We start from the raw sequence: 21,800 nt of genomic DNA on the forward strand, positions 1-21,800 counted from the left end.
CTGTCAGGCCGTCGGGAGGAGAGACTCCTCCCGGCGACCCGACAGGCCGTAGTTAGCCCGAGCGCGCTGAGCTCGTCGGGTGTGACCGGTCGCCCGTTCAACTCCATGCGATCATCCTCACAACTTCCGGGCTACCGGGCATGGTGTGGACGAGCACGTAATTCCCCAGGTCGTGGTTCTGTTCTTGTTCTAACCGGTGGATGTCGACTGGGCCGACTCGACGCGCCCAGGGCGTTTTCGTGGGCGGTAGCTTGGTCCGTTCATGGGGTGACTGTTGTTGATCAGCCGGTCGAGCAGCGACTCGGCGACGACGGGGTTGGGGAACAGCGGATACCAGTCGGCGGGTGCGCGGTTGGAGGTGATGACCATCGACCGGCTGGATCTTTCGTTGATGAGCTCGTAGAGGTCGTCGGCTTGGGCGGGGGTGAGCTCGCGCATGGCGAAGTCGTCCATGATGAGCACGGCGGGGCGGGCCAGTTCACGGATCCGCTTGTCTCAGGTGTGGTCGGTGTGGCCGCCTGCCAGTTCGGCAAGGACGCGGCTGGTCTTGAGGAAGCGGGTGGTCGCGCCGTGTCGGATGGCCATTGCCGACATCGGCGGGCCCGTAGAGGATCATCGACTCTCCGGCGTGCAGCCAGCGCAACGCTGCTAGGTCCCGGATCTGAGCGATCGTGCGGCCGGTCATCAAGATGGATCAAAGCGAGGGATGACCTGCGGGGGGAGTGTCGACGTGCGGGCGAGGGTACGCAGGGCGGTACCAAGCGCATCCGGGCCGAGCAGCATCAAGGGTCTTAGCACCGTGATCTCCCGCCCGCCCTGCCACAGGCCGGAGGCGGGGATGCGGAAGGCGGCCACCGTGATGTCGTGCTCGCTGAAGGGCGCGGGGTTCAGGTAGCTCATGCCGCCGGTACCGCAGAGGTAGGTTGTCGCGCCGGTCGCGGCGGTGAGGTCCGCAAGTCGTTGAGAACGCTCAGATTGGGCGGGCAGGTTGCTACTGCGTACGATTTGCCCTCGCCAGCCGAGCAGGTCCAGAAGCATCCGCGTAGACGCCTCGGCGATGACGGCAGTGCGGTCTGTTGCGGCGATCAAGTCCACAACAGGCGTTGATGCCCGGTGCAGCAGTGGCCAGTGCGGGCTGGTCGCGTAGTGCTGGTGCAGCAGATGGATGATGCGGCGTTGGCAGCGGCGGCCTTCGATGATGCGAGCCTCGCGGATGAGGGTGCCCCGGCCGTGGGGCAGGTGCGTGGCAATCGACAGCCATCGCTGTTGCGCGGGGTCGGCCAGGGCAGCCAGGCGGGCGCGGTGCTGGTAGTCGCGACGGGCGAACTGCACGTCGTCCAATACGATCCAGGTGTCCGCCGCGAAGAGTTTGGCCAGGGTGCTCAGCCGGGGGAAGAGGTTCGGCTGGTGGATGGCGCATCGTCTGGCCGGCGACGATTCAGGCCAGGAGTCTGCTGTCAAAACCGGCGCGGATGAGCGCCTCGTAGGCGGCATGCACGACCTCCGGGATCTCTTGGGGGATGGCGAAGCCGAGCTTGGGGTATTCGATGACGCGCTGGAGATCGCCGACGAGCATGTCGATGACGAGCTTGTCGTCGCCGATGGCCTTGACGTAGTCGTCGAGGGCCAATGGCTCAGAGGCGCAGACGATCTCGGTCTCGGGCCACAGCTTGCGGGCGGTTGCGAAAGAACGACGCTCCATGTACGGCTTGGAGATCAGCAACACCGACTGCGGGTGAAGTCCGGCGGTGGCCAGAACCTTACGCGAGAAGGTGATGTTCTCTCCGGTGTTGGTGGCGTTCGGCTCGAGCAGGATCGCCTCGTCCGGGACGCCGAGGCTCAGGGCGTGCTCGCGAAAGTGCACGGCTTCTCCGCGGGGGAACCGGGCAAGGGTGGTCGGGCTGTTGCCCCCGGTGAAGACCAGACGGGGGAACAGTCCCTGGTGGTACAGCTCGGCGGAGAACGCGGCGACGCCGAGGTCGTGGCTGCCCAGTCCGATCGCCACATCACAGGGCCGCAGCGTGTGGTGCATCTGGTGGTAGTCCCAGATCAGCTTCGCCTGCTGCCACTGCTCTTCGGTGATGGCCTGCTGGTTGTCGGTCACGGTCGCTCCCTGGTCACCGTCGCCGGAGGCACGCGGCCTCCGGAGTCGTCTGCCGAATGCTCTCGATGCTGCGCAGCTGGTGCACGAGACCGTACTGCGCGGCCGACCTCCCGGCCTGATCGAGAACCTTCAGCCCATCATCTACGGTGGCTCGGTCCGACAGCAGGATGTGGCCGTAGGCGGTGTCCAAACGGACCTGCTGCATGGGGGAGTCGGCGGTGCCGGTGCTGCGGGCGATGTCGATGAGCTGAAGTGCCTTTGCAAGCTCTCCGGCGCCGCGGTGGGCCAAGGCGAGTTTCTGGTGGGCGACCGACCAGTCATCGGCCTCGCCGAGGTGGTCGAATTCACGTGTCGCTGCGCTCATGACCCGTATGGCGTAGTCGTGGTGCCCGTGCTTGCTGAGTGCGGTTCCGACCCATAGCCGGGCGCGCGCCCGGTCCCGGCTGCTGAGTCGGTCATCGACGGCGAGGGTCTCGTACTGGTGGGCGGCCGATTCCAGCTTTCCGGACATTTCGGCAACCACCGCCAGGGACAGGTCAAGCTGGGCGATGCGCCGGGGAATGCCGAGCTGGGCGAATATCGAGCGGGCATCAGAGTAGGAGTGGTGAGCCGATATAGGGCCGAAAAGGATGCCCTGGTCCCGTCGCAGATCGCCGAGCAGAGCGGTACATCGAGCGAAAAGGTACAGGCCTTTGTCGTCCAATTCCCTCGGGTTCCAGCGGGACAGCCACCGATTGAGCAGGTGGGCGGCAGGGGAGAAGTTCTGGCGGGTTAGGGAGGCGGCGGCTCGTTCGAGGTCGTCGGTCCACGTCTCGTACTCCCACAATCGCGGGCTGGTCGCGGTGACAGGCTGGCCAGGCCCTGCAGGTCGGCCTGCTTCCGACAGCAGGGTCTCAAATCGCAGGTGAGCGGCGGCGTCGCAGCGGGCGAGCGCGGTATCGAGAATGGCCTGGGTGTCAGGTCGGGGATGGGTATCGGTGCCAAGGCGCTCCCATTTGGAGACGGTAGCCACGGCGACGCCGAGATGGCTGGCGAATGCGCGGACGCTCATGCGCAGTGCCCGGCGCAGGGCTCGGGCCTCCAGGCCGCTCCATTGCTGCACGGTCGCCACGGGATTGCTCCTTTCTGGAGATTAATCGAAGCACGCGGCGCTCATGTGGAGGGACGAAAGTGCAACGGAAGTAGAACGGTGGGCTGTTTCCCGATGGGGTGACGGCGGTCAGGCTCAAGGGGAGCGGCTTCCCCGGCCGTTCGAGACCCTTATTAGACGATCTGGGCGGTCAGGAACATGGAGCTTTTGACGGAGCAGCACGCGGTGCCCGGCCCCGTTGTCTACGGCTATCTGCGGTTGACGAAGCCGTCGGCCGCTCGCCAGGCTGCATTGACCGAAGCGCTCGCCGAATACTGTCGTCAACGCGAGCTGCTGCTGGACGGTGTCTTCACTGAGCAGGACCTTCCGGAGGACACCCGCCCGTCGGCGGCGTTCACCGCGCTGCTGGATGTGTTGGCTCTGCCAGGCATCTATGGGGTGGTAGCGCCGACGGTGGCTCACTTGGGACCTCAACGGCTGGCTTCGGCGCGAGAGAAGCAGATTGTCGAGATGGGTGGCCGCCTGCTCCTGCTTCGTGGCGGCAGCGCCGGCAACGGAAGCCGCGTCGAAGGCGTGGCACTCCCCGAGGGGAACGTCGGGGTGTCGGGCGGATGAGCGCCCCCCGGAAGTCGTGGACGGAGTCCGACGTCGATCTGCTCCTGGGCGGGTTCCGGCTGCGACTGGTGAGTGAGAGCCGGAAGCTGCTGGAGCACGTGACCTCGGTGATGGTGCCGCCCTGCGAGACGGCGGGGCATCTACCGGGAGCCGACTGGACGGTGATGGTGGAGGAAGCCGACGAGCCCGATCCGGACGAGGTAGACGCCGTGTTCTCGGACCGGCCTGTCGTCGTTCTCCCGTACGGTGGGCCGCAGCTCGCCGTGGTGGCCGCGGGAGACGGCACCTTGCGGGCGATGGGGCACTACCGGCCCGAGGTGGCCACCGCCGTCATCGAGGTCGATATGGCGGGCCGTACCACCCGCGTCGTCTTGCCGGCTGGCGACGAGATGAGCATTCGGTGGGCGGACTGGCTGGTCCGAGTGTTCTTCGCCTCGCGGATGCTGGTCTCGGGCTGGCACATGCTGCACGCGTCGGCGGTCGCCGTGAACGGCTCGGCGGTGTTGTTCCTGGCCGAGCAGGGTGGCGGGAAGTCGACGCTCGCCCATCGGGCCTGCACTGAGCTCGGCGCGGCCTTTCTCGCCGACGATCTCGTACTCCTTGGCCCCGGCCGGACCGTGGTGGGCTGGCCAACGCGGGTCTCGCTCCCGGAGGAACTCGTCACCGGTACGGCTGCGGCAGGGGTCGGGAGGCGCAGGATCGTGTTCAGCCCGGCCGATTATCGCGCGTTGTTGAACGGTGAGCGCTCCTCGCCGGTTCCGCTCGGCGCTGTCGTCATCGTCGCTCCAGGCGCGGACGCTGACGCTTACGCTCCGGCGGTCGAGCGCGTGGACTCGCTGCGGTACGAGGAGACGGTCGCTCTGGACATTCCCGCCCAGCGGCTGCACACCAGCGATCTGCTGGGCCTGACCGGCGGTCCGCGTCCCGCAGGGCGAAGCGTCCCCCTGCCGAGAGAACTGCTCGGCGGAGTGCCGACCGCCTGCCTGCGGATCGGCGACCTGCGAACCTTGCCGCACGTTCCGGTCTGGGAGGCGCTCTCCGAGCTGCTGGCTCCACTGGCGGCGTCATGACCGCACCGCCGTATCGGAGGGTGTTCGCTGTGGCCAGCGCGGGCCGGGCCTTGCGGGTGGCCGCCGATGGCGGGCTCGCCGACTTCTGGCCGCACATCGCCCCTCATCTTCCCGGGGTCCGCCCGAGCCTTGCGCTCGAACCGGTCGAGGAGCAGGCCGATGTGTCCCTGCCGTGCGGCCTCGGTCCAGGCGACAGCCGACGATTGATCAACGGGTGTCTGCATGTGCTGCACCTGGGCCACGGAACGCTCTGCTCGCACGCGGTGGCGCTCCATCGAGACGGCTGTGGCGCGGTGCTCCTGCTCGGCGGGCACGGCGTGGGCAAGACCCTGACCGCCATTGCGATGGTCGCGCGAGGGTGGCGCGTGCTGGCCGGGGATGTCGCGCTGCTGGACGCCGAACAGGTGACGGTGCTCGGAGGCACGGCCGCCTTCCTCGTGCGGCGGAGGTCGGCCCGCCGTTGGTTCCCCGAACTCGATCTCACCCCTTCGGGCTCCGAGAAGGTCGATCTGGGCCCCGAGTGGACATCCCGAGTGGAACAACCGGTGCCGATGGTGGCGGCGGTGTCCGTCCAGGTCGGCGAGGCCGTGGGAGCGTTGGAGGAGATCGACGCGCACACCGCGCAGACCCTGTGGCTGCGTGCCAGCGGCCATCTGCTCGACCGGATCCTCGACGGCACCGAGATTGTCCTGCGGTCACTGGAGGATGGCACGGCCACGCGTCGACGCCTCAGCCTGGTCCGCACGCTGGCGGCACGGATGCCGGTTTACATGGCGCTGGGTTCGCCTGCGGACATCGCGAGGCGGGTGGAACACCTCGCGATCAGGAGGGAAGGGACGGCATGACAGACGTGCACGCACTGGCCGTTGACTTCGGGGGCACCTTGGCCCGTCCCGGCCCCAGCCCGGACGGTCACATGGTCGCCAACGCGCTCCGGAAGCTCGCAGGTGCCGCCATCCCGCAAGGGTTCGCCGAGACCTTCGACACCGTCACCCGGCGGCTGCGCCAGGCCGATCAGGAGAGCAACAGGCAGACCCCGCTCGCCGAACAACTGTGCCAGGCCGCTGAGGAGTGCGGTGCCGCCCTGCCCGATTTGGACGCGGCTGTGGAAGCCGTCTTCACCGCAGTGCCGGACGCGGAGATCGGCCCGGACGCTGCCCGAACGCTCCGGAACTTGCACGCTTCCGGCCTGGTGTGCGTGCTGGCGTGCGACACCCAGCGCCCCGAAGCCGTGCGCCGCCGGACCCTCGGCGCGGCCGGCATCCTGGACTGCTTCGATGCTCTGGTCCTGTCGAGCACAGTCGGCGTCCGCAAGCCCCACCCGGCGTTCTACGCGGCAGTGGTGGAGGCGGCCGGTCACCCGGCAAACGAGATCCTGTTCGTCGGGGACACTCCGGCCAAGGACGCCGTCGCACCGGTGGCGTACGGCATGCGGTCGGTGCTGATCGCCGACGACCGTCCCGTCGGCCTGGAGCCGTCGATCGGCGTGATCCGGCACATCTCCGAGCTCCCCGCCTACCTGGAGGCTCTCCATGCTCGGTGACGGAGCGCGGGTCCGGCTGGTCGCGGGGCGGGCCCATGTACTACCGGCCGTACCGACCCCGGACGGCCTGACACCCGCGAGGTTCAGCGTGCTCAGCCCTGGCACGGAACGGCGCATCCTCGCCGCCACGGTGAAGGGACCGGCCAGAAGCAGCGGATACATCACGGTGGGCGGCGAGCAGGAACGCGGATGGTTCCTGGCGCCGGTGCCGCACGGAGCTCCCTTCAACCCGCAGCGCGAAGGGGCGGTTGTGGCCGTACTCGGTACGTCGCTACACGCCGCGGCGCTGGCTCGATTCCAGCTCATGGCGAGCCTAGGGCTGGCTCACCTGCCCGGCGGCGTCGATCTGGAAGGCGCGGTGGTGGCCGGGTCCGGACCGGTCGCGCTGGGATGCGTGCTGGAGCTCCGTCGTCGGGGAGCCTGCCGGGTGCAGGTACTGACATCTCGGCGAGATGCGGCCATCGGACGGGTACCGGGAGCGGAGCTCGCCGGCGAGGTGAAGGCCGCCGGCGCAGGTCTGGTGATCGATGCCGCAGGCATGCCGGAGCGCGCCGCCGAGCTGGTCGCCCAGGGCGGGGTGCTGGGGTTGCTCGGCACTCCGGAGGAGAGCGGCACGTTGTCGGCCCTGAAGCTCCACCGTGGCGGGTGGACGGTGGTCGGTATGCACGAGCTGGCCGCGTTCGACCCTGGCCGCTACCAGGCTGCGTACACCGAGGTCGTGACCTGGCTGAACGCGTGGATCGACCCGGAGCTGATCGCCTCCTGGTGCCGGACAGTGCCCGGCGACCTCGCACCGCGCGTCTTCGAGTCGCTGGGACGGCCAGAACGCCCAGATGAGCCGATCGTCATCTTCTCCTGGGAGGCCTGACATGACAGAAGTCGGTCTCTACAGCATCTCCGTGCGCGGGCTGGACGCGCCCGCCCTGCTGAGCTGGGCCGCAGCCGAGGGCATCCCCTTCATCCACCTGCGCGGAGGGCCCCGCGGGTACCACCTGACCGACCGTCCGGCCTCGGTGTGGCGGGCCTGGCGGCGGGCCGCGGACAGCACGGTGCCGATCACCGGAGTCACCGCAGATACCGACCTGGCGGATCTGTTCGCCGACGATCCGAAGATCCGGGACCAGGCGGAGGAGGAGGTGATACGGCTCGCCGAAGCCGCCGCCGAGCTGGGCGCTGCATGGCTGCGCCTGCTGTCGCGTACTCCGCCCCAAGCCGGATGGGCTGGGTATGAGCTGCCCACCACGGCGGTGCCGTTGCTCGTCGAGCCGCACCATCCCGGCTGGCTCGCCCCCGGAGCGTTCGCCTCCCTTCCCGCGATGGGGCTGCTGGCCGACACCCGGCAGCTTGCTGGCACTTATCCCGCCCTCGCCGAAGCGGCTGAGCGGACGGGTGTCCTGCACCTGTCCGATGGAGGCGAGGGGTTCGGCGGCTCCAAGGCCATCGCCGATCTCGTCGCACGCCGCATCGCGGCCGGCCATCCGATTGAAGTGGCGGTGGAGTGGACCGGGGCAGACCGTAGCCCGCAGACGTGCCTGGCCCGCTACCGGGCCGCCACCGCATGGTGGGCCGCTGAGGAGAGACCGTGACGGGGACCGGGCCCTGGGTCGTGATCAGCGACTATCCGGCCTGGCCCAGCCCATACTTCGCCGAGCTGGAACGGCACGCGTCCCCTCGGCTCCGTCTGGAATTCGCCTCCCACCTGGAGGACCTCGACCAGCGACCCGCGGGCGTCGTCAACCTGCACCGTCTCAAGCGCCTGTACCGCGAGCCGGACGGATCCCGAACCCTTGCGGCGGCCGAGACGATGCTCGCACGGCTCACCGCTCTCCGCCGAACCGGGTGGCGGGTGGTCTGGACGGTGCACAATCTGTTCCCCATTGACGGCGGCCCGCCAACTGAGGCGGATCGCCACGCGGCGTACGGCGTGCTCCGCTTGGCTGACGCCGTTATCGCCCACACCCACGCCGACGCACGCCACCTGGCTATGCTGACCCGCGCGCCTATCATCATCGCCGGGTGGGGTGGGCTGACGGCGGGAACGTCCGCCGTTCCGTCACAGGTCCGCGCGCTGGCCGCGCGGATCGCAGCGGCTCCGGGCTCTGTGCTGATGCTGGGTAACCTGACCGCCTACAAGGGGCTGGCCACCGCCGTGCGTGCGTTCGCCTCCCACACCCAGGGCGCGCACCTGTTCGTCGTCGGACCCGCTCGCGAGGACGTGGCCGAGTTCGGCGGCATGGACCGGGTTCATTTTCATCTGGAACGCATTTCTCCAGAACATGCCCACGTGCTCTACCACGCAGCGGATGCCGCGCTCTGCCCCTATCGGACAGATGGGCCGTGGGAGTTCTTCACGCGGCTGTTGTATCCCAGCTCAGTCGGAACGGCGGTCGGCTTCGGCACCCCCGTGATCGCGCCCGATCTGCCTGCCGTCGCCGAGATGACCGGGGGCCATCCTCGATGGCTCTATACACCGGATACAGGACCGGGACCCGCGCTGGCGCTGGCCGAAGTGGAAGTTACTCGAGCGCCGCGCCACACGGTGGACGGCGCGCGCCGCTGGCAGGCTGTCCTCGCCGCGTACGAGCAGCTGGCCCAGGTCTTGCTCGCTGGTGTGACGATCGGATCACCACAAGTGGCCGGCGAAGCCGGGATGCGCCGCCGGCGATCACGACCCCTATCCAACAAGGAGACCCGCCAGGTGTCCGGAAACGCCGCCGACCGCATTGCCTCCGTCCTGGCCGAGCGGTACGGCCTCGCCGTACAGGACTTGGTCCAGCTCCCCATTGGACAAGGCACCATCAACTACCGCGCCACCTGCGCCGACCGGGAGGTGTTCGTTAAGACCTACCCGTCCGGCCCCGACCTTGGCAAAGAGGCAGAGGCAGTGGAGCTCTCGGAGCTGGCCCACCGCCACGGCATCCCCGCAGCGACCGCACTGCGCAATCGCAGTGGGCAGGTCATCGATGCGACCACACCCGCGGCACTCTCGGTTTGGGAGTGGATGCCCGGCCAGGTCGTCACCGAGCTGAGCACCGCCCAAAACGAGCAGGCGGGGCATGCGCTCGGCCGCATCCACGCGCTCTTCGCCGGCCTTCCCGCCAGCGCCAAGCCCTCACCGGAGGCCGAGAAGTGGCGCCACGTCGACCTGAGCGGGCTCGTCGCGACCATCGACACGCTCCTGGGAGTCATCGCGCGACGGGCCGCCGACGGCCTCACCGACGCGTTCGACATCGAAGCAGAACGCACCCTCACCGAACGCCGCGCGATGCTCCCCGGGATCATCCCGAAGCTCCTCACCGAGCTGCCCCGGAAAATGACCACGCAGGTCCTGCACGGCGACTACAGCCCGGTGAACCTGCTGTTCACCGGTGACACCCTCTCGGCTGTCCTGGACTTTCGCCCACCGGAGCCGTTCCTGCTCGCCTACGACCTGGGCCGGATGGCCTTCTATCCCAACACCGTCACCGGCGATCCGCACTGGCAGGACGCCGCCCGGACCCTCATCACCGCCTACCGCGCCGCAAACCCTGCAGTGCCCGAGGCCGATATCCGCGGCTGCGGCCGAGTAGCCCTGCTGCAACTGCTCGGCAGCCTCTACGGCGTCAAGCAGCACTACCTCAAGCCGGGCCTGTTCCAGGACGACCTCGATGAGTTCTGGCTCATCCGGCACCGCACCGTCGACACCATGCTGCGTTACCTGCCGGAGACGGACGCGCTCCTCGAGGACCTGACCACCCGCCCGCCGTACGGGCTCGATCAGCAGGGAGAACAATGATCACGGACGTCGCCCCGTACCCGCGATCCGCTCCGGCATGGCAGGTGCTGCACGGCCCGATCCACCCCGCCGACCTGCAGGCCGAAGTCACCCGCTTCGCCGCGTCCCAGGGCCTGACGGTCGCGGCCCTCGACCCGCACGGCCTGGTCCTCACCTTCCCGGACGGCCGTGGCGGGGTCACCCTGCGCTGGCGCCGCTCGACCCCTGAACGGCCGGACACGCTGAGCCACGTCTTGCCGGCCGAGCCGTCCCTGGAGATCCTGCTTGATCCCCATCCGGGTGGAGCCGACGTCGCCCAGCGGCTCGCCGGGCAGTTGGCCCCAAGACTTCGTCGGTTCAGCCAGGCAGAACTGGACCAGATCGTCGCCTCCATGCCCCTGCTTTCCCGCTACGCCGTGCCCTCTCCGGCGCTGGAGGGCTGGGCGGTCATTTTCCGTGACCACTACGTCGAGAACACCCTCGGCTTCCTCCTGGCGCTGGAGCGGGCCGGGGTGCCCGCCAGGTGGATCTACGCGCTGGCCAAGGGCGACCGCACCCACAACCGCGACCGCGTCCATGCCACACTGCTCGCCCGCGGGTGCGCCAGCGGGGTGCTGGACAACACCGCTATCAACGCACCCGACACCCACGCCGACGAGCTGGCTTGCGCCCTGGCCGAGGTGGACGCCTTCATCGACACCGCCCATGCCGAAGGCCGACGCGTGCTGGTCGTCGACGACGGTGGTCTCCTCGCCCAGGGGTACGGCCACGCCGACGCGCCCCGGCGGATCGACGCCGCGCTGGAGTTGACCGTCTCCGGCCTCAAGAGGATCGCCTCCGCCGAGGTGGGTGTCCCGGTGCTCAACATGGCCCGGTCCGAACTGAAGACCAACCTCGGCTACCCGGAGATCGCCGACTCCTGCCTGCGCCGACTGCGGGCACTTCTGCCCGGCATTAAGGTGACGGGACGGCCGGTAGTGGTGATCGGGTACGGGGCACTGGGGTCACGCCTGGCTCAGGCGCTGCGGGCACAGGGCTGCCAGATCTACGTCGTCGACTCAGATCCGCTTGCGCTCATCGCCGCCGCCGAGACCGGACACCGTACTTACCGGACCGCTGCCGAGGCACTACGCACGACCCGGCCGTTCCTCATCGTCGGCACCACAGGCGAGGCCGCCCTCTGCGCGGACGACCTGAGGCTGCTGCCCGACGGCGCTTTTCTCGCCCCGTTCGCCACCCGGGACTTCAGCATCCTCGCCAACTCGCAGTACCGGCCTGAAGAGATCCCCGGCATCGGCCGCCGGTACCGCCTGGACTCCGGCAGCCACGTCACCCTCCTGGGAGACGGCCGATCCCTCAACCTCTTCGAGGCCGATGCCATCCCCAACCAGGGCTACGACGCATACCGGGCCGGGACACTAATCGCCGCCATCGCGCTATGCGAGCAGGCCGACCGGTTGCCACCCGGAGTGCACACCGACCTCGTCGACACGATCGTCCGCGAGGCCGGGCTGTACGACGCCTACTACGACACCTACCTCGCCACGACCCAGGCCTCGCGCCCGGCCGCAGCGCACCCCCTCGCTGGAGTTTCCGCCTGTGTGGTCGGGTACGGCGCCGCCGGGCGGCTGCACGCCGAGATTCTCGCTGCGGAGGGTGCCGCGCTGACGATTCTCGACCCCAAGCATCAAGACCTGCCGAAGGACTGCAGGAGCTTTCCGCACGGCGTCACAGAACTGCCCAGCGCGGTCACCTCCGGCATCGGTCTGTGGTCGGTCTGTTGCCCCACCTCCGACCACCTCCCGGTCTTGCGCTCCATACTCAGCCAGGCCCCCGACGCTCGTGTCCTGCTGGAGAAGCCCGCCTGCCAGGGCCACGAGATCGACGCTTTCGCCGCCTTGCTCTCCAGCCACCGCAACGCCAGGGTGGTGGTCACCGACCAGTACCGGCACGCCCGCGTTCTGGACATCCTCAACGGCCTCATCTTTACTTTCGAGCCCAACTCCCCGATCGACTACGTAGGGATCGTCTTCACCAAGGACCGCACCGCCGACATCGCTCAAGGGCGATTCGTGGACCGCTTCTACGGCGTCCTTGGCTATGAGTGGCTGCACATGCTCGCGGTCCTGCGCCGCCTCCTCCCGGCCGAGGCCCTGGCCGCCTATCTCGCCACGCCCCCGCAGCAGGGCGAGCTGTGGGCGACCTACGACAGCCGCCTGTTCGTATCCGCGCTCACCGAACGTGCCAGTGTCGCTGTCGCAGACGCGCACCTACGGGTGGAGCTGATGTCGAGCATCACCAGCCCTACCGTCGTGCTCGGCAGCACCCCGCGTACCGGGCTGGACCGGCCGGGCCTGTGGCAGCGCGGCCTACGCCCCGCCGACGATCGCCACCGGCACATCACCGTGCACGCCGGGCGGACGCAGTTCACCGCCCACCTGGACCCGGTGACGGCCACCGGCGGTTGGCAGTTGGAGCGCAACCACCATCGCGTGACGGTTGAGCGGGCCGGGGAGCTCCTTCACGATGAGGTGGTTCAGGATTCGCCCCTGCATACCTCCATTCGCGACGCCGTCGCCACCCTGATCGGCCCCGGCCCGGTCCCGCCCCCGGACCTGAACCCGCTCCGGCGCATTGCGATGCTCGCCGAGTTCCTCCGCGCCCAGCAGAGGTCACCGGAGGGGCAGATTCGGATGCAGCCCGCCTGATCGGCACGGTGGGCGGCATAGGGAAGACGAAATCGTGGCCGCCTTCCGAAGACATCGACCCTGGACGCACTTCGCCTGGCCGGCGCTCAGCCGTACCCATGATGCTTCTGCCTATTGTTCGGACGCTCTGGCGAGCGCGGTAGATCTGCGCGAAAGCGAGTCCGCGGCCCGAATTCACCGCACCTGGAATGACGCTAACGGTTCGTTCTGGGCATATGTGGACGAAATGGGCTGAGTGTATCGGTCCGAGCGCTGGACTTTAGCTGAGATTCATTAAGGAGTCTTGATCTTCGGCAATTCTTCTCTGTCGTCTCGGCTGGGTAGATCGCCAGTGAGCGTCACGTATGGCGAAGCCCGTTTTTCGGGGGTGACGAGTGGTCCCATGGAAAGTTATTTTGTCCGAGGGGAAAGCTGAGCGCCTATCGCTGGCAATCGGGGTCGGCGTCGCTGGCTGGACTGCGATACTGGGATGCTTGGCCGGGGCGGCTGTGCCATCTTCCCGGGAGCCGTGGTGCAACGCGACGATATCTGCCGAGGCGCAGAAGTACTACGACGCTGATAAGTGGTGCGCTCTGATCAAAGAGGAACTCGCGAAAGGGCGCGTCCCTGACTACTGGGGCCTGCTGGAGAAGGCGAGGCGTCAGCCGATAGCCGAGACCTCAAATGCGCCTGGCCAGGCGGCGACGGAGCCGAAGCGACAGAACGCCAAGGGGGCACGCGGCCCAAGGGATACTCGGCCCAGGGCACGTCTAAATCCGCAGCCCCGCCACAATCTGCAGGGGCATATCCGTCATTCGCTTACCGCTACGCAACCTATTACAGCCAAGGTCGCCGAGCCGAGAAAGAAGCAGGGAAGCAAATTCCTGCGGCCGTCCTCTCCTGCTCGCGGCCGACGCCAGGGAACGTCCACCTCGTCACCGGCCCCCGCGCCGTCCACGCCCTATACGCATCCTGGGCCTTCGTCCGGAGGAGTTACTTCTGGGCAGCGGCCTTCGGGGTTGACGGTTCACCTGAATAGGGCCGGTGGAACAAGCGCCGCTGCCGGGTGGGCTCACGCCGCGTCCGCCGTGTTGTTCGGCGTCTTCGTGATGGCGGTCAGCGCGGTCCTCATCCAGCGGTCCCGTGCCCTGACCGGAGGCGCTGTCGCGGGGGTGTCCGGAGCGTCGCTTCCGGTTCCAGTGGTTTCCGACGCCGATCCTATGCGTGAGCGCAAGACACCCGCCAAGCCGGTGGAACCTGCGGCTGCCAATCGGCATTCTGCTGTAGAAGCGACCGGACACGTTGATGCCACCAACGATGCCGACCTTGGGAAGGCGGGGGAGACCTCAGTCACCGAGGTTGTCTCGCCACAGGCGGCCACTACCTCGGGGCTGCAGCTCAGGGTTCCGCCGTCTGCGCTTGTCTCCGGACGGCTGTTCGGAAGGACCCGTGTGCAGGCAGCGGGTCGGGAGGTGTGCTTCACCCGCGCAGAAGGTCGGGATCTGTTCGCGCTGCTGGCCACGTCGAAGGACGGCGTGCGACAGGATCTCGTTATCGAACATCTGTGGTCTGGGCAGGGAGAACACGGGTCACAGCACCTGGAGACCGGGGTCCGCGACATCAACGCGGCGCTGCGTAGCGCGACCGGGCTGTCTACCGGCGTGAGGTTCGTGATCAAGACTGGACAGTGCCGGCACCTTGCCTCAGCCTTCTTCGACATCGACCTGTGGCGGTTCGAGCAGGCGCATCTGGTGGCGAACACGGCACCGGAGGAGGACACCCGGGTGCAGGCGCTCAGGCAGATGGTCGCCATCCATGAGGGGCCGCTGCTCGCCGAGCGAGATGATCTCTGGTGCCTGCCGCTCCGGCAGGCCGCGGCCAGGAAGGCGACGAACGCGGTGATGCGGCTGGCCGAGCTGGAGCACAAGACCGACCCGGATCACGCACTGGATCTGCTGACTCTCGCGGTGGACCGAATCGATCCCTACAGCGAGGTCCTGTGGTGCCGGATCATGACCATCCATGGCGAGCTGGGACGGCTGCTGGCCGTACGCGCGGCCTTCCAGCAGTTCACCGAGCGGCTGCGGGAGGTCGACGCTGAGCCGAGCCGTCAGGCGAGGCAGATCTACCGGGGGCTCGCCGGGTAGCGGCGGATGACGAGGGGAGGTCCTGACCGGAGGCCGGGCCAGGACCTCCCTCTGCGCGGCAGAGGCCAATGTCGAGAGATGCCGTGACGGCGCGGTCTGCTGGGTTTCTCTTCCACGAACGGATCGAGGTCATGCGCGGAGGAGCTCTTGGTCTCCACTGCTGTAGGTCGCCTGCGTCTCTGCGGCGAGGAGCTGGGCGGGGTGGGTGCCGTAGATCTGCGCGAGGAGCCGCAGCACACGCGCTGGTGGGCGGCGACCGGACTCGGGCCAGCTCTCGTATTCGTACAGCCTGCTCTCGCGTAGCGGAGCCGCGCCCGTGGACTCCAGGGCGTTGAACGTGGCGACGGCCTGGGCGGCGGTGAGACCGGCGGCGTAGCGGTAGAGGCGTAGCGGTGCGACGTCGTGGTCGAGGGAGAGCACGATGGCGATCTGGTCGACGGTGAAGCCGTGACCGCGCAGGTGGAAGCCGCGGCGTCGGCATTCGAGCAGGGTCTGGTAGCCCTTCCCGGACATGGTCACTCCCCGTCTGGTGGTGTTCGCTGGCCGATCGGATGGACGGTAGGGCGCCTTCCTACGAGCTCTCCAGTCGATGTGGGGTGATCCATTTGCCAGGACGCGGCCGCCCAGCGCTGTGGCGGTGTGTTGGCGCAGGTCAACGCCTATTTCGGCGTGGCGGGTGACGGGATGGCTGTGGGGGTTCGATTCGGGCGCGGAGTCGGTTCATGGTGTGGGCCCCATCCAGGGGGACGGCCGGGACGACATGGAGGTGCCCTGACGATGACCGGACGCGAGAACGCGGACGCGATTGTGCTGGACGACGGCGGACGGGACGGATTCCCCGGCCTGCCGCCCGGTCCTGCGCTGGTTCGCCGGTGGTGGAGCGGGCTCGGCGGGCCGATGCTGTGGCGCAGGAATTTCCCCGGGCGGGAGGATCAGGTCACGGCTGCCCGGAAGATGGTGCGCCTGCTGCTGGAGGACACCGCGCGGGCCAGCGATGCCGAGTGGATCACGGCAGAGCTGGCCGCCAACGCCCTGTTGCACTCGGGCTCGGGTCTGGCGGATGGGTTCTTCCTGGTGGAGGTGCTGCGCGGCCTGTACATGGCTCGTATCACCGTCTATGACCTCGGCGGCGGAGGAACCCCTGCCGTTCAAGTGCGGAAGCCAGGGCAGGACATCGGCGAGCACGGGCACGGCCTGCGCGGGGTACGGCATCTCGCCGCACGAGCGGGGGTACGAGGAGATGCGACCACCGGGCACGCGGTCTGGGCGCTACTCGCTTTGAACTGCGGCGTGAGCGCGCGGACCGCATGATGACCTGGAGCACGCGGACCCAGCGGCCGGGCTCGAGCCCAGGACCGGTGCCGGATGGTGAGGAGGTAATCCGTCGGGAGTTGCAGGAGTTGCGGAAGGAGTTCCCGAACTGGGGCTTCCTCGTTCTCCACAAGATGTGGGTCGCAGTCTGGGGGAAGTCCATCATGGTCACCGCCGACACCCCCACGGGGCTGCGGGCCGGATTGCCGCCTGCGCCCGCTGATCCCACCGTCGTGCCCGCGCTGGCCACGACGTGGCCTATGACGGCCGACGACGTCCTGCCTGGGGCGATGACATGCTCGCCCACGATTGCGGGCGTGTGGCCCTATATAGCGGTTCCGCCAGTGACGACGCGGCGGGCCCGGAAGCCGGGCCGCCGTCGCCGTGGCCGGGCGGGTGCTTGACGTCTGGGGTGAAGGTGGGCGTCGATGTCATAGAGCGGTCGCAGTGTGCTGTAGCGGCATCTTCGATGGTGCCGCAGGGCCAGGGCACGGCGGAGACCGAACCCCGCTGCCGCGGCCCTCGGGCGCGGAAATCCCTGACGACCGTTTCGTGCGTGAGGCCGCCAAGGCGCTCGAGCTTCGCGTTCTGGTGGTGGACGGACGAGAGGCTGTCCGGGACACCAGCGGATTTCGCTACGCGGGCCGTCTCATCCCTGCGGTGTTCGCTGGTGCATTCCATGTTGCCGCTGGCGTTGCGTTCGCTGTAGCCGCTTGGACCACATCGACGCCGAGCCGGTGTTCGCGCAGGTGGAAGCGGTCCGGGGCGATGCGTTGCGCCGCCAGACTCGCCCTACGGGCGACAAACCAATACGTGCGGCGCCGTACGGATGCGGGCCGTCTGAATCCGCGGTGGTTCCCGCCGTACGTCGCTTTCCCTCTCTATCGAGCTGGCCTTGGTCCGGCCGGCGGCCGGACCGCCGGCCGAGACGCATGGGTGATGCCCCGCCAGCTCGCCCGGTCTGCGCGCTTGTAGCCCCGGCTCGGCCTGCGACCGGTCGTCTCGGTTGGGGGACGGCGTGATCGCCCTGGACGCAATGCGGTACGGCCCCCGCGCGTGGCCGCGAGGGACCTGCGGGACCTGGGCCGGTGCCCGGGGTGGTGCGGGCGGCCCCAGCGAGCTCAGCGATCCTTTCGCCGTGCGGCTTGCCCTCGTCGGCAAGCCACCGCATGTGCTGCAGCCCCTCGTAGATGATCATCTCTAGCAGGCGGTCGTTATCGCCCTCTTCGGGACGCGTGAGCAGGACATTGTCACCGCTCCGCATCAGCGCCCATCCGTGGCCGTAGATGTTCAGTCCGCGTACGTGCGCCGCGTCCGATGTGATCGCGGCCCGTTCCATGCGTGCGCCCCCTTTCGGTCCCTGTCGCACCGCTGAATACGCCCAGCGGCTATTTCGTGGTGCGAATCTATGGACGCTCGACGGGGCCGGTCCAGTCAAGTCGATTCGGCAGCTGATTCCTGACTCTTTCGGTCTCGGCTGAAAGATCAGATAGTGCATCCGTAGTCTTCGGTGAATTCGCCTCAACGGGACGACCTGACTGCATCCGGGCTGGAAGCCACACCTCGGCAAGATAGATACCAGCAGGTGGAGGAGCTTCTTGTTAGGCGAGCCTCTCCAAAATGGGGGCGGCTGAAAAATGTTCCGCGACACGCTTGCAACGCGCGCCGATGCGAGCGATGGTCGAGCTCCACGAAATCCGAATCGGCCAAACAGTGGGCCGGTACGCGGCTGGAAAGGAGCCTTACCAATGGTCGCTATCACCGTCACGGAAAGCGCGTACGACATTGACGCGGACGCGATTTCTACCGTCCCGGACGCGGACGACAACGCCCCGGACGCCCACCACACCGGCGCCGCGCTGAACACCCGTGAGGAGGCCGTATGGGCCGCGCTGGCGGCCAGCCCCGGTACGTCGGTCGCCCTGATCGCGGCTGCGGCCGGAATCAGTCGGGTGACGGTGGGAAAGATCCTCAATCAGTTCGAGGCCGAGGGGCGCACGACCCGAGTTCCCGGCGGGCACGACGGCCGGGGCCGCACCCCTGACCTGTGGTATCCCACCGATGGCGCGGTCGTCTCGGGCGGGGACGCCCCGGAGGAGGCCCCTGACTCGCCTGCTGACGTGTCTGGTTGGGATGACCCGGCCGACCCGGACGTCCCCGCCGTGATGGACATGGCCGAGGGCGGTACGGACGAGGAGGAAGCCACCGACGGGGCGGTTCCCGCAATGGGTAGCCACCTCGACCAGGCTGACCCGGAGGGCGCGGCCCCGGCCGACGTAGCCGGTGACACCCCCGGCCCGGACAGCGGCGGCTCGGATGACGCCCCGGACGAGATCCTTGACTCGCCCGCTGAGGTGCCCGACTCGGACGACACGACCGACACGGACGCGGACCTTTCGGCCGACGATTCCGAGGAGGCGACCGAGGCCGAGGACCCTGCCTGGGCATGGGCGCGGACGGCCCTGCTGGAGTTGGCCGACCTGATCACCGGAGCAGTCAAGGCGCTCGACGATGACGGAGATGCGGTCACGGCGTTGGGCCGGTTGGAGATGGCCATGGCCAAGGCTCCGCAGGCGCACCGCGACGCTCGCGCCGTGCTGACCGGCACCAATCCCTCCGGCCGGGGAACGGGCGGACGGGTGAGCACCGGCGGCGGTACGGGCGCGGGTGGGGCTCGTCCCGGTCACTTGCGAGACCGGGTGCTGTCTCACCTGCTCGACCACCCGGGGAAGGACTTCACCCCGTACGAGATCGGCCGGGTATTGGAGAGCTCGTCCGGCGCGGTCGCCAACGCCCTGGACCGCCTGGTTGGCCTCGGGCAGGCCGAGCTGACCTGCGAGCGTCCCCGCCGCTACGCCCTCGCCGTCAACCCCGCCCCCGGCGACTGACGGCGGCCCGTGGGGTGGGCCGTCCCCGAGGCGGCCCACCCCACACAGCACAGCCCCGGGTACCTGAGTAGGCGCGCCGTATGCCCCTCGCAGCGCCGCAATCCGGCGGCGGTCCCGCGGCGGCGCAGCATCCATGGCCGAGCGTTCCAGCCGCCGTGCCCACCCGGGCACGCCGCCCGCTCTCCCCGTTCCCTGATCGCCCACCCCACCCACTCATCCGTTTGTTCGGTTTCACCCATCGCCAAGGAGGCACTGTCATGGCCCACGAGATCGAGATCTTCGCCGACGGCTCCGCCGGATTCGCCGCCGCGACCAAACCCGGCTGGCACCGGCTCGGCTACACCGCGCCCGGCCCGATGACGGCAGAGGAGCTCCTGACCCGCGCCCAGCTCGCCGCATGGAACGTCCGCAAGGTGTCGGTCGGCACTGTCACCGATCCGGACACCGGGCGGCCCGTGACCGCAGAGGAGGACTTCCTGGTCGTCCGTACCAACCCGGTGACGGGCGAGCCGGAACGGCTCGGCATGGTCGGAAAGGACTACAAGATCGTCCAAAACGAGGAGGTAGCCGAGTTCCTGCAGACCCTGGTCGACGAGTCGGGGGCGATTTTCGACACGGGCGGCTCACTGAACGGCGGACGACGCGTGTTCGTCACGATGCGCCTGCCCGAGCCGCTGATGGTCGGCGGCTTTGACCGGGTCGACCTATATCTGGCGGCGTTCTCCCGGCATGACGGCTGGGGCGCGTTCACGACGGTTGCCACCCCTGTCCGGGTGGTGTGCGCGAACACTGAACGCGCAGCGCTGCGGAACCACGCATCGATGTTCAAGGTCCGCCACACGGGCCATATCGCGGGCCGGATCGCCGAGGCGCGTGAGGCGCTGAAGCTGACTTGGCGGCACGGCGAGGCGTTCGCCGCCGAGGCCGAAAAGCTGCTCGCCACGCCGATGGACCTGAAGGAGTTCCGGCAGTTCGCCGCCACCCTTCACCCGGTGCCCACCGACGCGAAACCCGTTACCCGCCGCAACTACGAGCTGGCGATGCGCCAGCTGGAGCTGTTGTTCACCGACGCGCCGACGAACGAGTCGATCCGGGGAACCCGCTGGGCGGCCTACAACGCGGTGACCGAGCGCCTGGATCACCGCAGCCCGGTCATCGGCCGCCGCGAGGCCGACATCGTGCGGGCCGAGCGTGCGCTGCTGGACGACCACGCCCACTCGAAGATCAAAACGCGGGCGTTCCAGCTGCTCGCCGCCTGACCGGGCGCTCGGCTTCCCCACCTTCCCCCCTTGCTCGTCCGGTACGGCTCGGCGCGGGGCCGTACCGGACCCCATCCCCGGAACCGCACCTCGGTTCCGGACCAACCCGCGCAAACACAGCACGGGGCCATCACGCCCCTCGGAGCACCGATCGAAGGAGAGAAACCGTGGGACCGTTCGAGCAGATCGCTATCGACTACCTCATCGACGCCACTCGCACCCTGGACGAAGCCGCCAGCCACTTCGCGTCCACGTGGGAGACGGGGGAGTGCGTTACCGCCGAGGAGTTGTCCCGCGCCGCCGTCGCGCAGCACCTTCGGGACTGGTGGCAGCAGGTCATGAACCAGATCGACGCCGATGAGGCGGTCGACACCGTGACCGCGATCATGGAGAGCCGCCGGGCCGCCGAAGCGTACCTGATCAGCGCCAGCCAGCTCTCGTACGGCGAACTGTTCACCCAGGCCATGGCCCAGGCCCGCCGTCAGGCCGCCCGGCAGTTCCTGGACTCCACCCGGCATCTCGCCGAGGCACTCACCGGCCCCACCTCCGCAGGCCGCTCCGCCCCCGCCACCGGCCCGGCCGGTGGGGAGCGCCGGGCGTGAACGCCCCTGCGAACCGCCCCGAAAGGACATGACCACCATGGACGTCGTTACCGAGCCCGCCACCGGCGACGCAGCGGGCGAACCCGCCGGGGGACCGCAGTTCGCCCAGCTGTGGGAGCCGAGCGGCCCTGCAGTGCCGGACAGCTCCGCGACTCCGGACGCGCCCACCGCCACGACTACCGTCCCGAGCTTCGCGGACACGTTCGCCGGGCCGGAGGCCCCGGACGGCGGCGAAGCCGAAGGGCTGGCGGCCCGGGTCGCTGAGGTCGTCACCCACGCTCGGCACGCCGACTATGCGGCATCGGCCGCGTTGGTCTGCCATGTTCAGCGCGGCCAGCGGCTCACCTCCGAGCCTCTATACAGCGCGGTCTACTCCCACGCCCTGCGCACCTGGTGGGAATTCGTCCCGGCTCAGATCAGCGAGAACAGCGTCGACGTCGCGCATGCCGTCCGGCGGGTGCGGGCGTGGGCGCGACACTACCTGACCGGCGAACCGGCCGCCGCACGGCCGGGCACACTGTTCGACCACGCGCTCGCGCACGCCTCCCGGGCCGCCGCCCGCCACTTCCTGGCCGCCTCGGGCGAACTCCTCGCCAGCCGGGCGGACGCCGAGGCGGCTACCGCCGGGCCAAGCCAGCACCAGACCAGCCGGTGACTCCGCTTGCCACCTCAACTCCTCGGAGTCGGCTTCTTCTCGGCCGGCTGCTGAAGCACCTCGCAGAAAGGACCC

19 protein-coding genes are annotated in these 21,800 nt (G+C 68.7%); 14 read left to right on the forward strand and 5 right to left on the reverse strand.

Features of this window, described 5'->3' with window-relative positions; genetic code table 11:
• Nucleotides 1-189: 189 nt before the first annotated feature.
• The 4 genes from HHX30_RS42590 to HHX30_RS10455 form a co-directional block, all read right to left on the reverse strand.
• Nucleotides 190-486 (reverse strand): ATP-binding protein, encoded by a 297-nt coding sequence (locus HHX30_RS42590; RefSeq protein WP_311922322.1) that lies wholly within the window; start codon nt 484-486, stop codon nt 190-192.
• A 198-nt stretch (nt 487-684) separates the two neighbouring features.
• Complete coding sequence (locus tag HHX30_RS10445) at nt 685-1,461, reverse strand: WbqC family protein (protein WP_211591844.1); 777 nt, start codon at nt 1,459-1,461, stop codon at nt 685-687.
• Nucleotides 1,439-2,104 carry a YdcF family protein gene (locus tag HHX30_RS10450; protein ID WP_169981686.1) on the reverse strand — a complete coding sequence of 222 codons (666 nt, stop codon included), beginning with the start codon at nt 2,102-2,104 and terminating at the stop codon, nt 1,439-1,441. The genes HHX30_RS10445 and HHX30_RS10450 overlap by 23 nt, the downstream gene beginning before the upstream one ends.
• A gap of 13 nt (nt 2,105-2,117) precedes the next feature.
• On the reverse strand, nt 2,118-3,215 hold the full coding sequence (locus HHX30_RS10455) for a DNA-binding transcriptional regulator (RefSeq protein ID WP_169981687.1): 1,098 nt from the start codon (nt 3,213-3,215) through the stop codon (nt 2,118-2,120).
• 177 nt (nt 3,216-3,392) lie between these two features.
• Between HHX30_RS10455 and HHX30_RS10460 the strand changes: the two genes are divergently transcribed.
• From HHX30_RS10460 to HHX30_RS10500, 9 genes are all read left to right on the forward strand, one after another.
• Entirely contained in the window at nt 3,393-3,809 is a 417-nt protein-coding gene (locus tag HHX30_RS10460; protein WP_169981688.1) for a hypothetical protein, read from the forward strand.
• Entirely contained in the window at nt 3,806-4,879 is a 1,074-nt protein-coding gene (locus HHX30_RS10465; protein WP_169981689.1) for a hypothetical protein, read from the forward strand. Before HHX30_RS10460 ends, HHX30_RS10465 begins: the two co-directional genes overlap by 4 nt.
• Before the next feature lie 29 nt (nt 4,880-4,908).
• Nucleotides 4,909-5,724 carry a hypothetical protein gene (locus tag HHX30_RS10470; RefSeq protein ID WP_211591845.1) on the forward strand — a complete coding sequence of 272 codons (816 nt, stop codon included), beginning with the start codon at nt 4,909-4,911 and terminating at the stop codon, nt 5,722-5,724.
• The gene (locus HHX30_RS10475) at nt 5,721-6,422 is read left to right on the forward strand and encodes an HAD family hydrolase (protein WP_169981690.1); all 702 of its coding nucleotides are present in this window, start codon (nt 5,721-5,723) and stop codon (nt 6,420-6,422) included. Before HHX30_RS10470 ends, HHX30_RS10475 begins: the two co-directional genes overlap by 4 nt.
• A complete protein-coding gene (locus HHX30_RS10480) occupies nt 6,412-7,290 on the forward strand; it encodes a hypothetical protein (protein WP_211591846.1) in 879 nt (292 codons plus the stop codon). The genes HHX30_RS10475 and HHX30_RS10480 overlap by 11 nt, the downstream gene beginning before the upstream one ends.
• A gap of 1 nt (nt 7,291) precedes the next feature.
• Complete coding sequence (locus HHX30_RS10485) at nt 7,292-8,008, forward strand: AP endonuclease (RefSeq protein ID WP_169981691.1); 717 nt, start codon at nt 7,292-7,294, stop codon at nt 8,006-8,008.
• Nucleotides 8,005-10,197, forward strand: coding sequence for a phosphotransferase (locus HHX30_RS10490; RefSeq protein ID WP_169981692.1), 2,193 nt, complete (start codon nt 8,005-8,007; stop codon nt 10,195-10,197). Before HHX30_RS10485 ends, HHX30_RS10490 begins: the two co-directional genes overlap by 4 nt.
• Entirely contained in the window at nt 10,194-12,884 is a 2,691-nt protein-coding gene (locus tag HHX30_RS40565) for an NAD-binding protein (protein ID WP_211591847.1), read from the forward strand. The genes HHX30_RS10490 and HHX30_RS40565 overlap by 4 nt, the downstream gene beginning before the upstream one ends.
• 1,199 nt (nt 12,885-14,083) lie before the next feature.
• Nucleotides 14,084-15,010: a BTAD domain-containing putative transcriptional regulator gene (locus HHX30_RS10500; protein WP_169981693.1), complete on the forward strand. Its 927-nt coding sequence runs from the start codon at nt 14,084-14,086 to the stop codon at nt 15,008-15,010.
• Between the two features lie 129 nt (nt 15,011-15,139).
• Here the strand turns inward: HHX30_RS10500 and HHX30_RS10505 are convergent, their stop codons facing one another.
• Nucleotides 15,140-15,523 (reverse strand): hypothetical protein, encoded by a 384-nt coding sequence (locus HHX30_RS10505; RefSeq protein ID WP_169981694.1) that lies wholly within the window; start codon nt 15,521-15,523, stop codon nt 15,140-15,142.
• Between the two features lie 264 nt (nt 15,524-15,787).
• Between HHX30_RS10505 and HHX30_RS10510 the strand changes: the two genes are divergently transcribed.
• The 5 genes from HHX30_RS10510 to HHX30_RS10530 all read left to right on the forward strand — a co-directional run bounded on the left by HHX30_RS10510 (nt 15,788) and on the right by HHX30_RS10530 (nt 21,725).
• A complete protein-coding gene (locus tag HHX30_RS10510) occupies nt 15,788-16,321 on the forward strand; it encodes an ATP-binding protein (RefSeq protein ID WP_169981695.1) in 534 nt (177 codons plus the stop codon).
• Nucleotides 16,322-18,069: 1,748 nt separating this feature from the next.
• Nucleotides 18,070-19,209 (forward strand): helix-turn-helix domain-containing protein, encoded by a 1,140-nt coding sequence (locus HHX30_RS10515; RefSeq protein WP_169981696.1) that lies wholly within the window; start codon nt 18,070-18,072, stop codon nt 19,207-19,209.
• A gap of 257 nt (nt 19,210-19,466) precedes the next feature.
• On the forward strand, nt 19,467-20,468 hold the full coding sequence (locus tag HHX30_RS10520) for a DUF932 domain-containing protein (protein ID WP_169981697.1): 1,002 nt from the start codon (nt 19,467-19,469) through the stop codon (nt 20,466-20,468).
• 167 nt (nt 20,469-20,635) lie between these two features.
• Complete coding sequence (locus tag HHX30_RS10525; RefSeq protein WP_169981698.1) at nt 20,636-21,070, forward strand: hypothetical protein; 435 nt, start codon at nt 20,636-20,638, stop codon at nt 21,068-21,070.
• A 37-nt stretch (nt 21,071-21,107) separates the two neighbouring features.
• On the forward strand, nt 21,108-21,725 hold the full coding sequence (locus HHX30_RS10530) for a hypothetical protein (protein WP_169981699.1): 618 nt from the start codon (nt 21,108-21,110) through the stop codon (nt 21,723-21,725).
• The last annotated feature ends 75 nt before the right edge of the window (nt 21,726-21,800 follow it).

This window comes from Microbispora sp. H10836 (assembly GCF_012999525.1).
Taxonomy (GTDB): Bacteria; Actinomycetota; Actinomycetes; order Streptosporangiales; family Streptosporangiaceae; genus Microbispora.

Excerpts from the sequence above, each read along its gene's own strand:
- HHX30_RS10460 (WP_169981688.1), top strand. The coding sequence starts at position 3,393 with ATGGAGCTTTTGACGGAGCAGCACGCGGTGCCCGGCCCCGTTGTCTAC.
- HHX30_RS10530 (WP_169981699.1), top strand. The coding sequence starts at position 21,108 with ATGGACGTCGTTACCGAGCCCGCCACCGGCGACGCAGCGGGCGAACCC.
- HHX30_RS10520 (WP_169981697.1), top strand. The coding sequence starts at position 19,467 with ATGGCCCACGAGATCGAGATCTTCGCCGACGGCTCCGCCGGATTCGCC.
- HHX30_RS10475 (WP_169981690.1), top strand. The coding sequence starts at position 5,721 with ATGACAGACGTGCACGCACTGGCCGTTGACTTCGGGGGCACCTTGGCC.
- HHX30_RS10465 (WP_169981689.1), top strand. The coding sequence starts at position 3,806 with ATGAGCGCCCCCCGGAAGTCGTGGACGGAGTCCGACGTCGATCTGCTC.
- HHX30_RS10515 (WP_169981696.1), top strand. The coding sequence starts at position 18,070 with ATGGTCGCTATCACCGTCACGGAAAGCGCGTACGACATTGACGCGGAC.
- HHX30_RS10485 (WP_169981691.1), top strand. The coding sequence starts at position 7,292 with ATGACAGAAGTCGGTCTCTACAGCATCTCCGTGCGCGGGCTGGACGCG.
- HHX30_RS10500 (WP_169981693.1), top strand. The coding sequence starts at position 14,084 with ATGCGTGAGCGCAAGACACCCGCCAAGCCGGTGGAACCTGCGGCTGCC.
- HHX30_RS40565 (WP_211591847.1), top strand. The coding sequence starts at position 10,194 with ATGATCACGGACGTCGCCCCGTACCCGCGATCCGCTCCGGCATGGCAG.
- HHX30_RS10510 (WP_169981695.1), top strand. The coding sequence starts at position 15,788 with ATGACCGGACGCGAGAACGCGGACGCGATTGTGCTGGACGACGGCGGA.
- HHX30_RS10505 (WP_169981694.1), bottom strand. The coding sequence starts at position 15,523 with ATGTCCGGGAAGGGCTACCAGACCCTGCTCGAATGCCGACGCCGCGGC.
- HHX30_RS10480 (WP_211591846.1), top strand. The coding sequence starts at position 6,412 with ATGCTCGGTGACGGAGCGCGGGTCCGGCTGGTCGCGGGGCGGGCCCAT.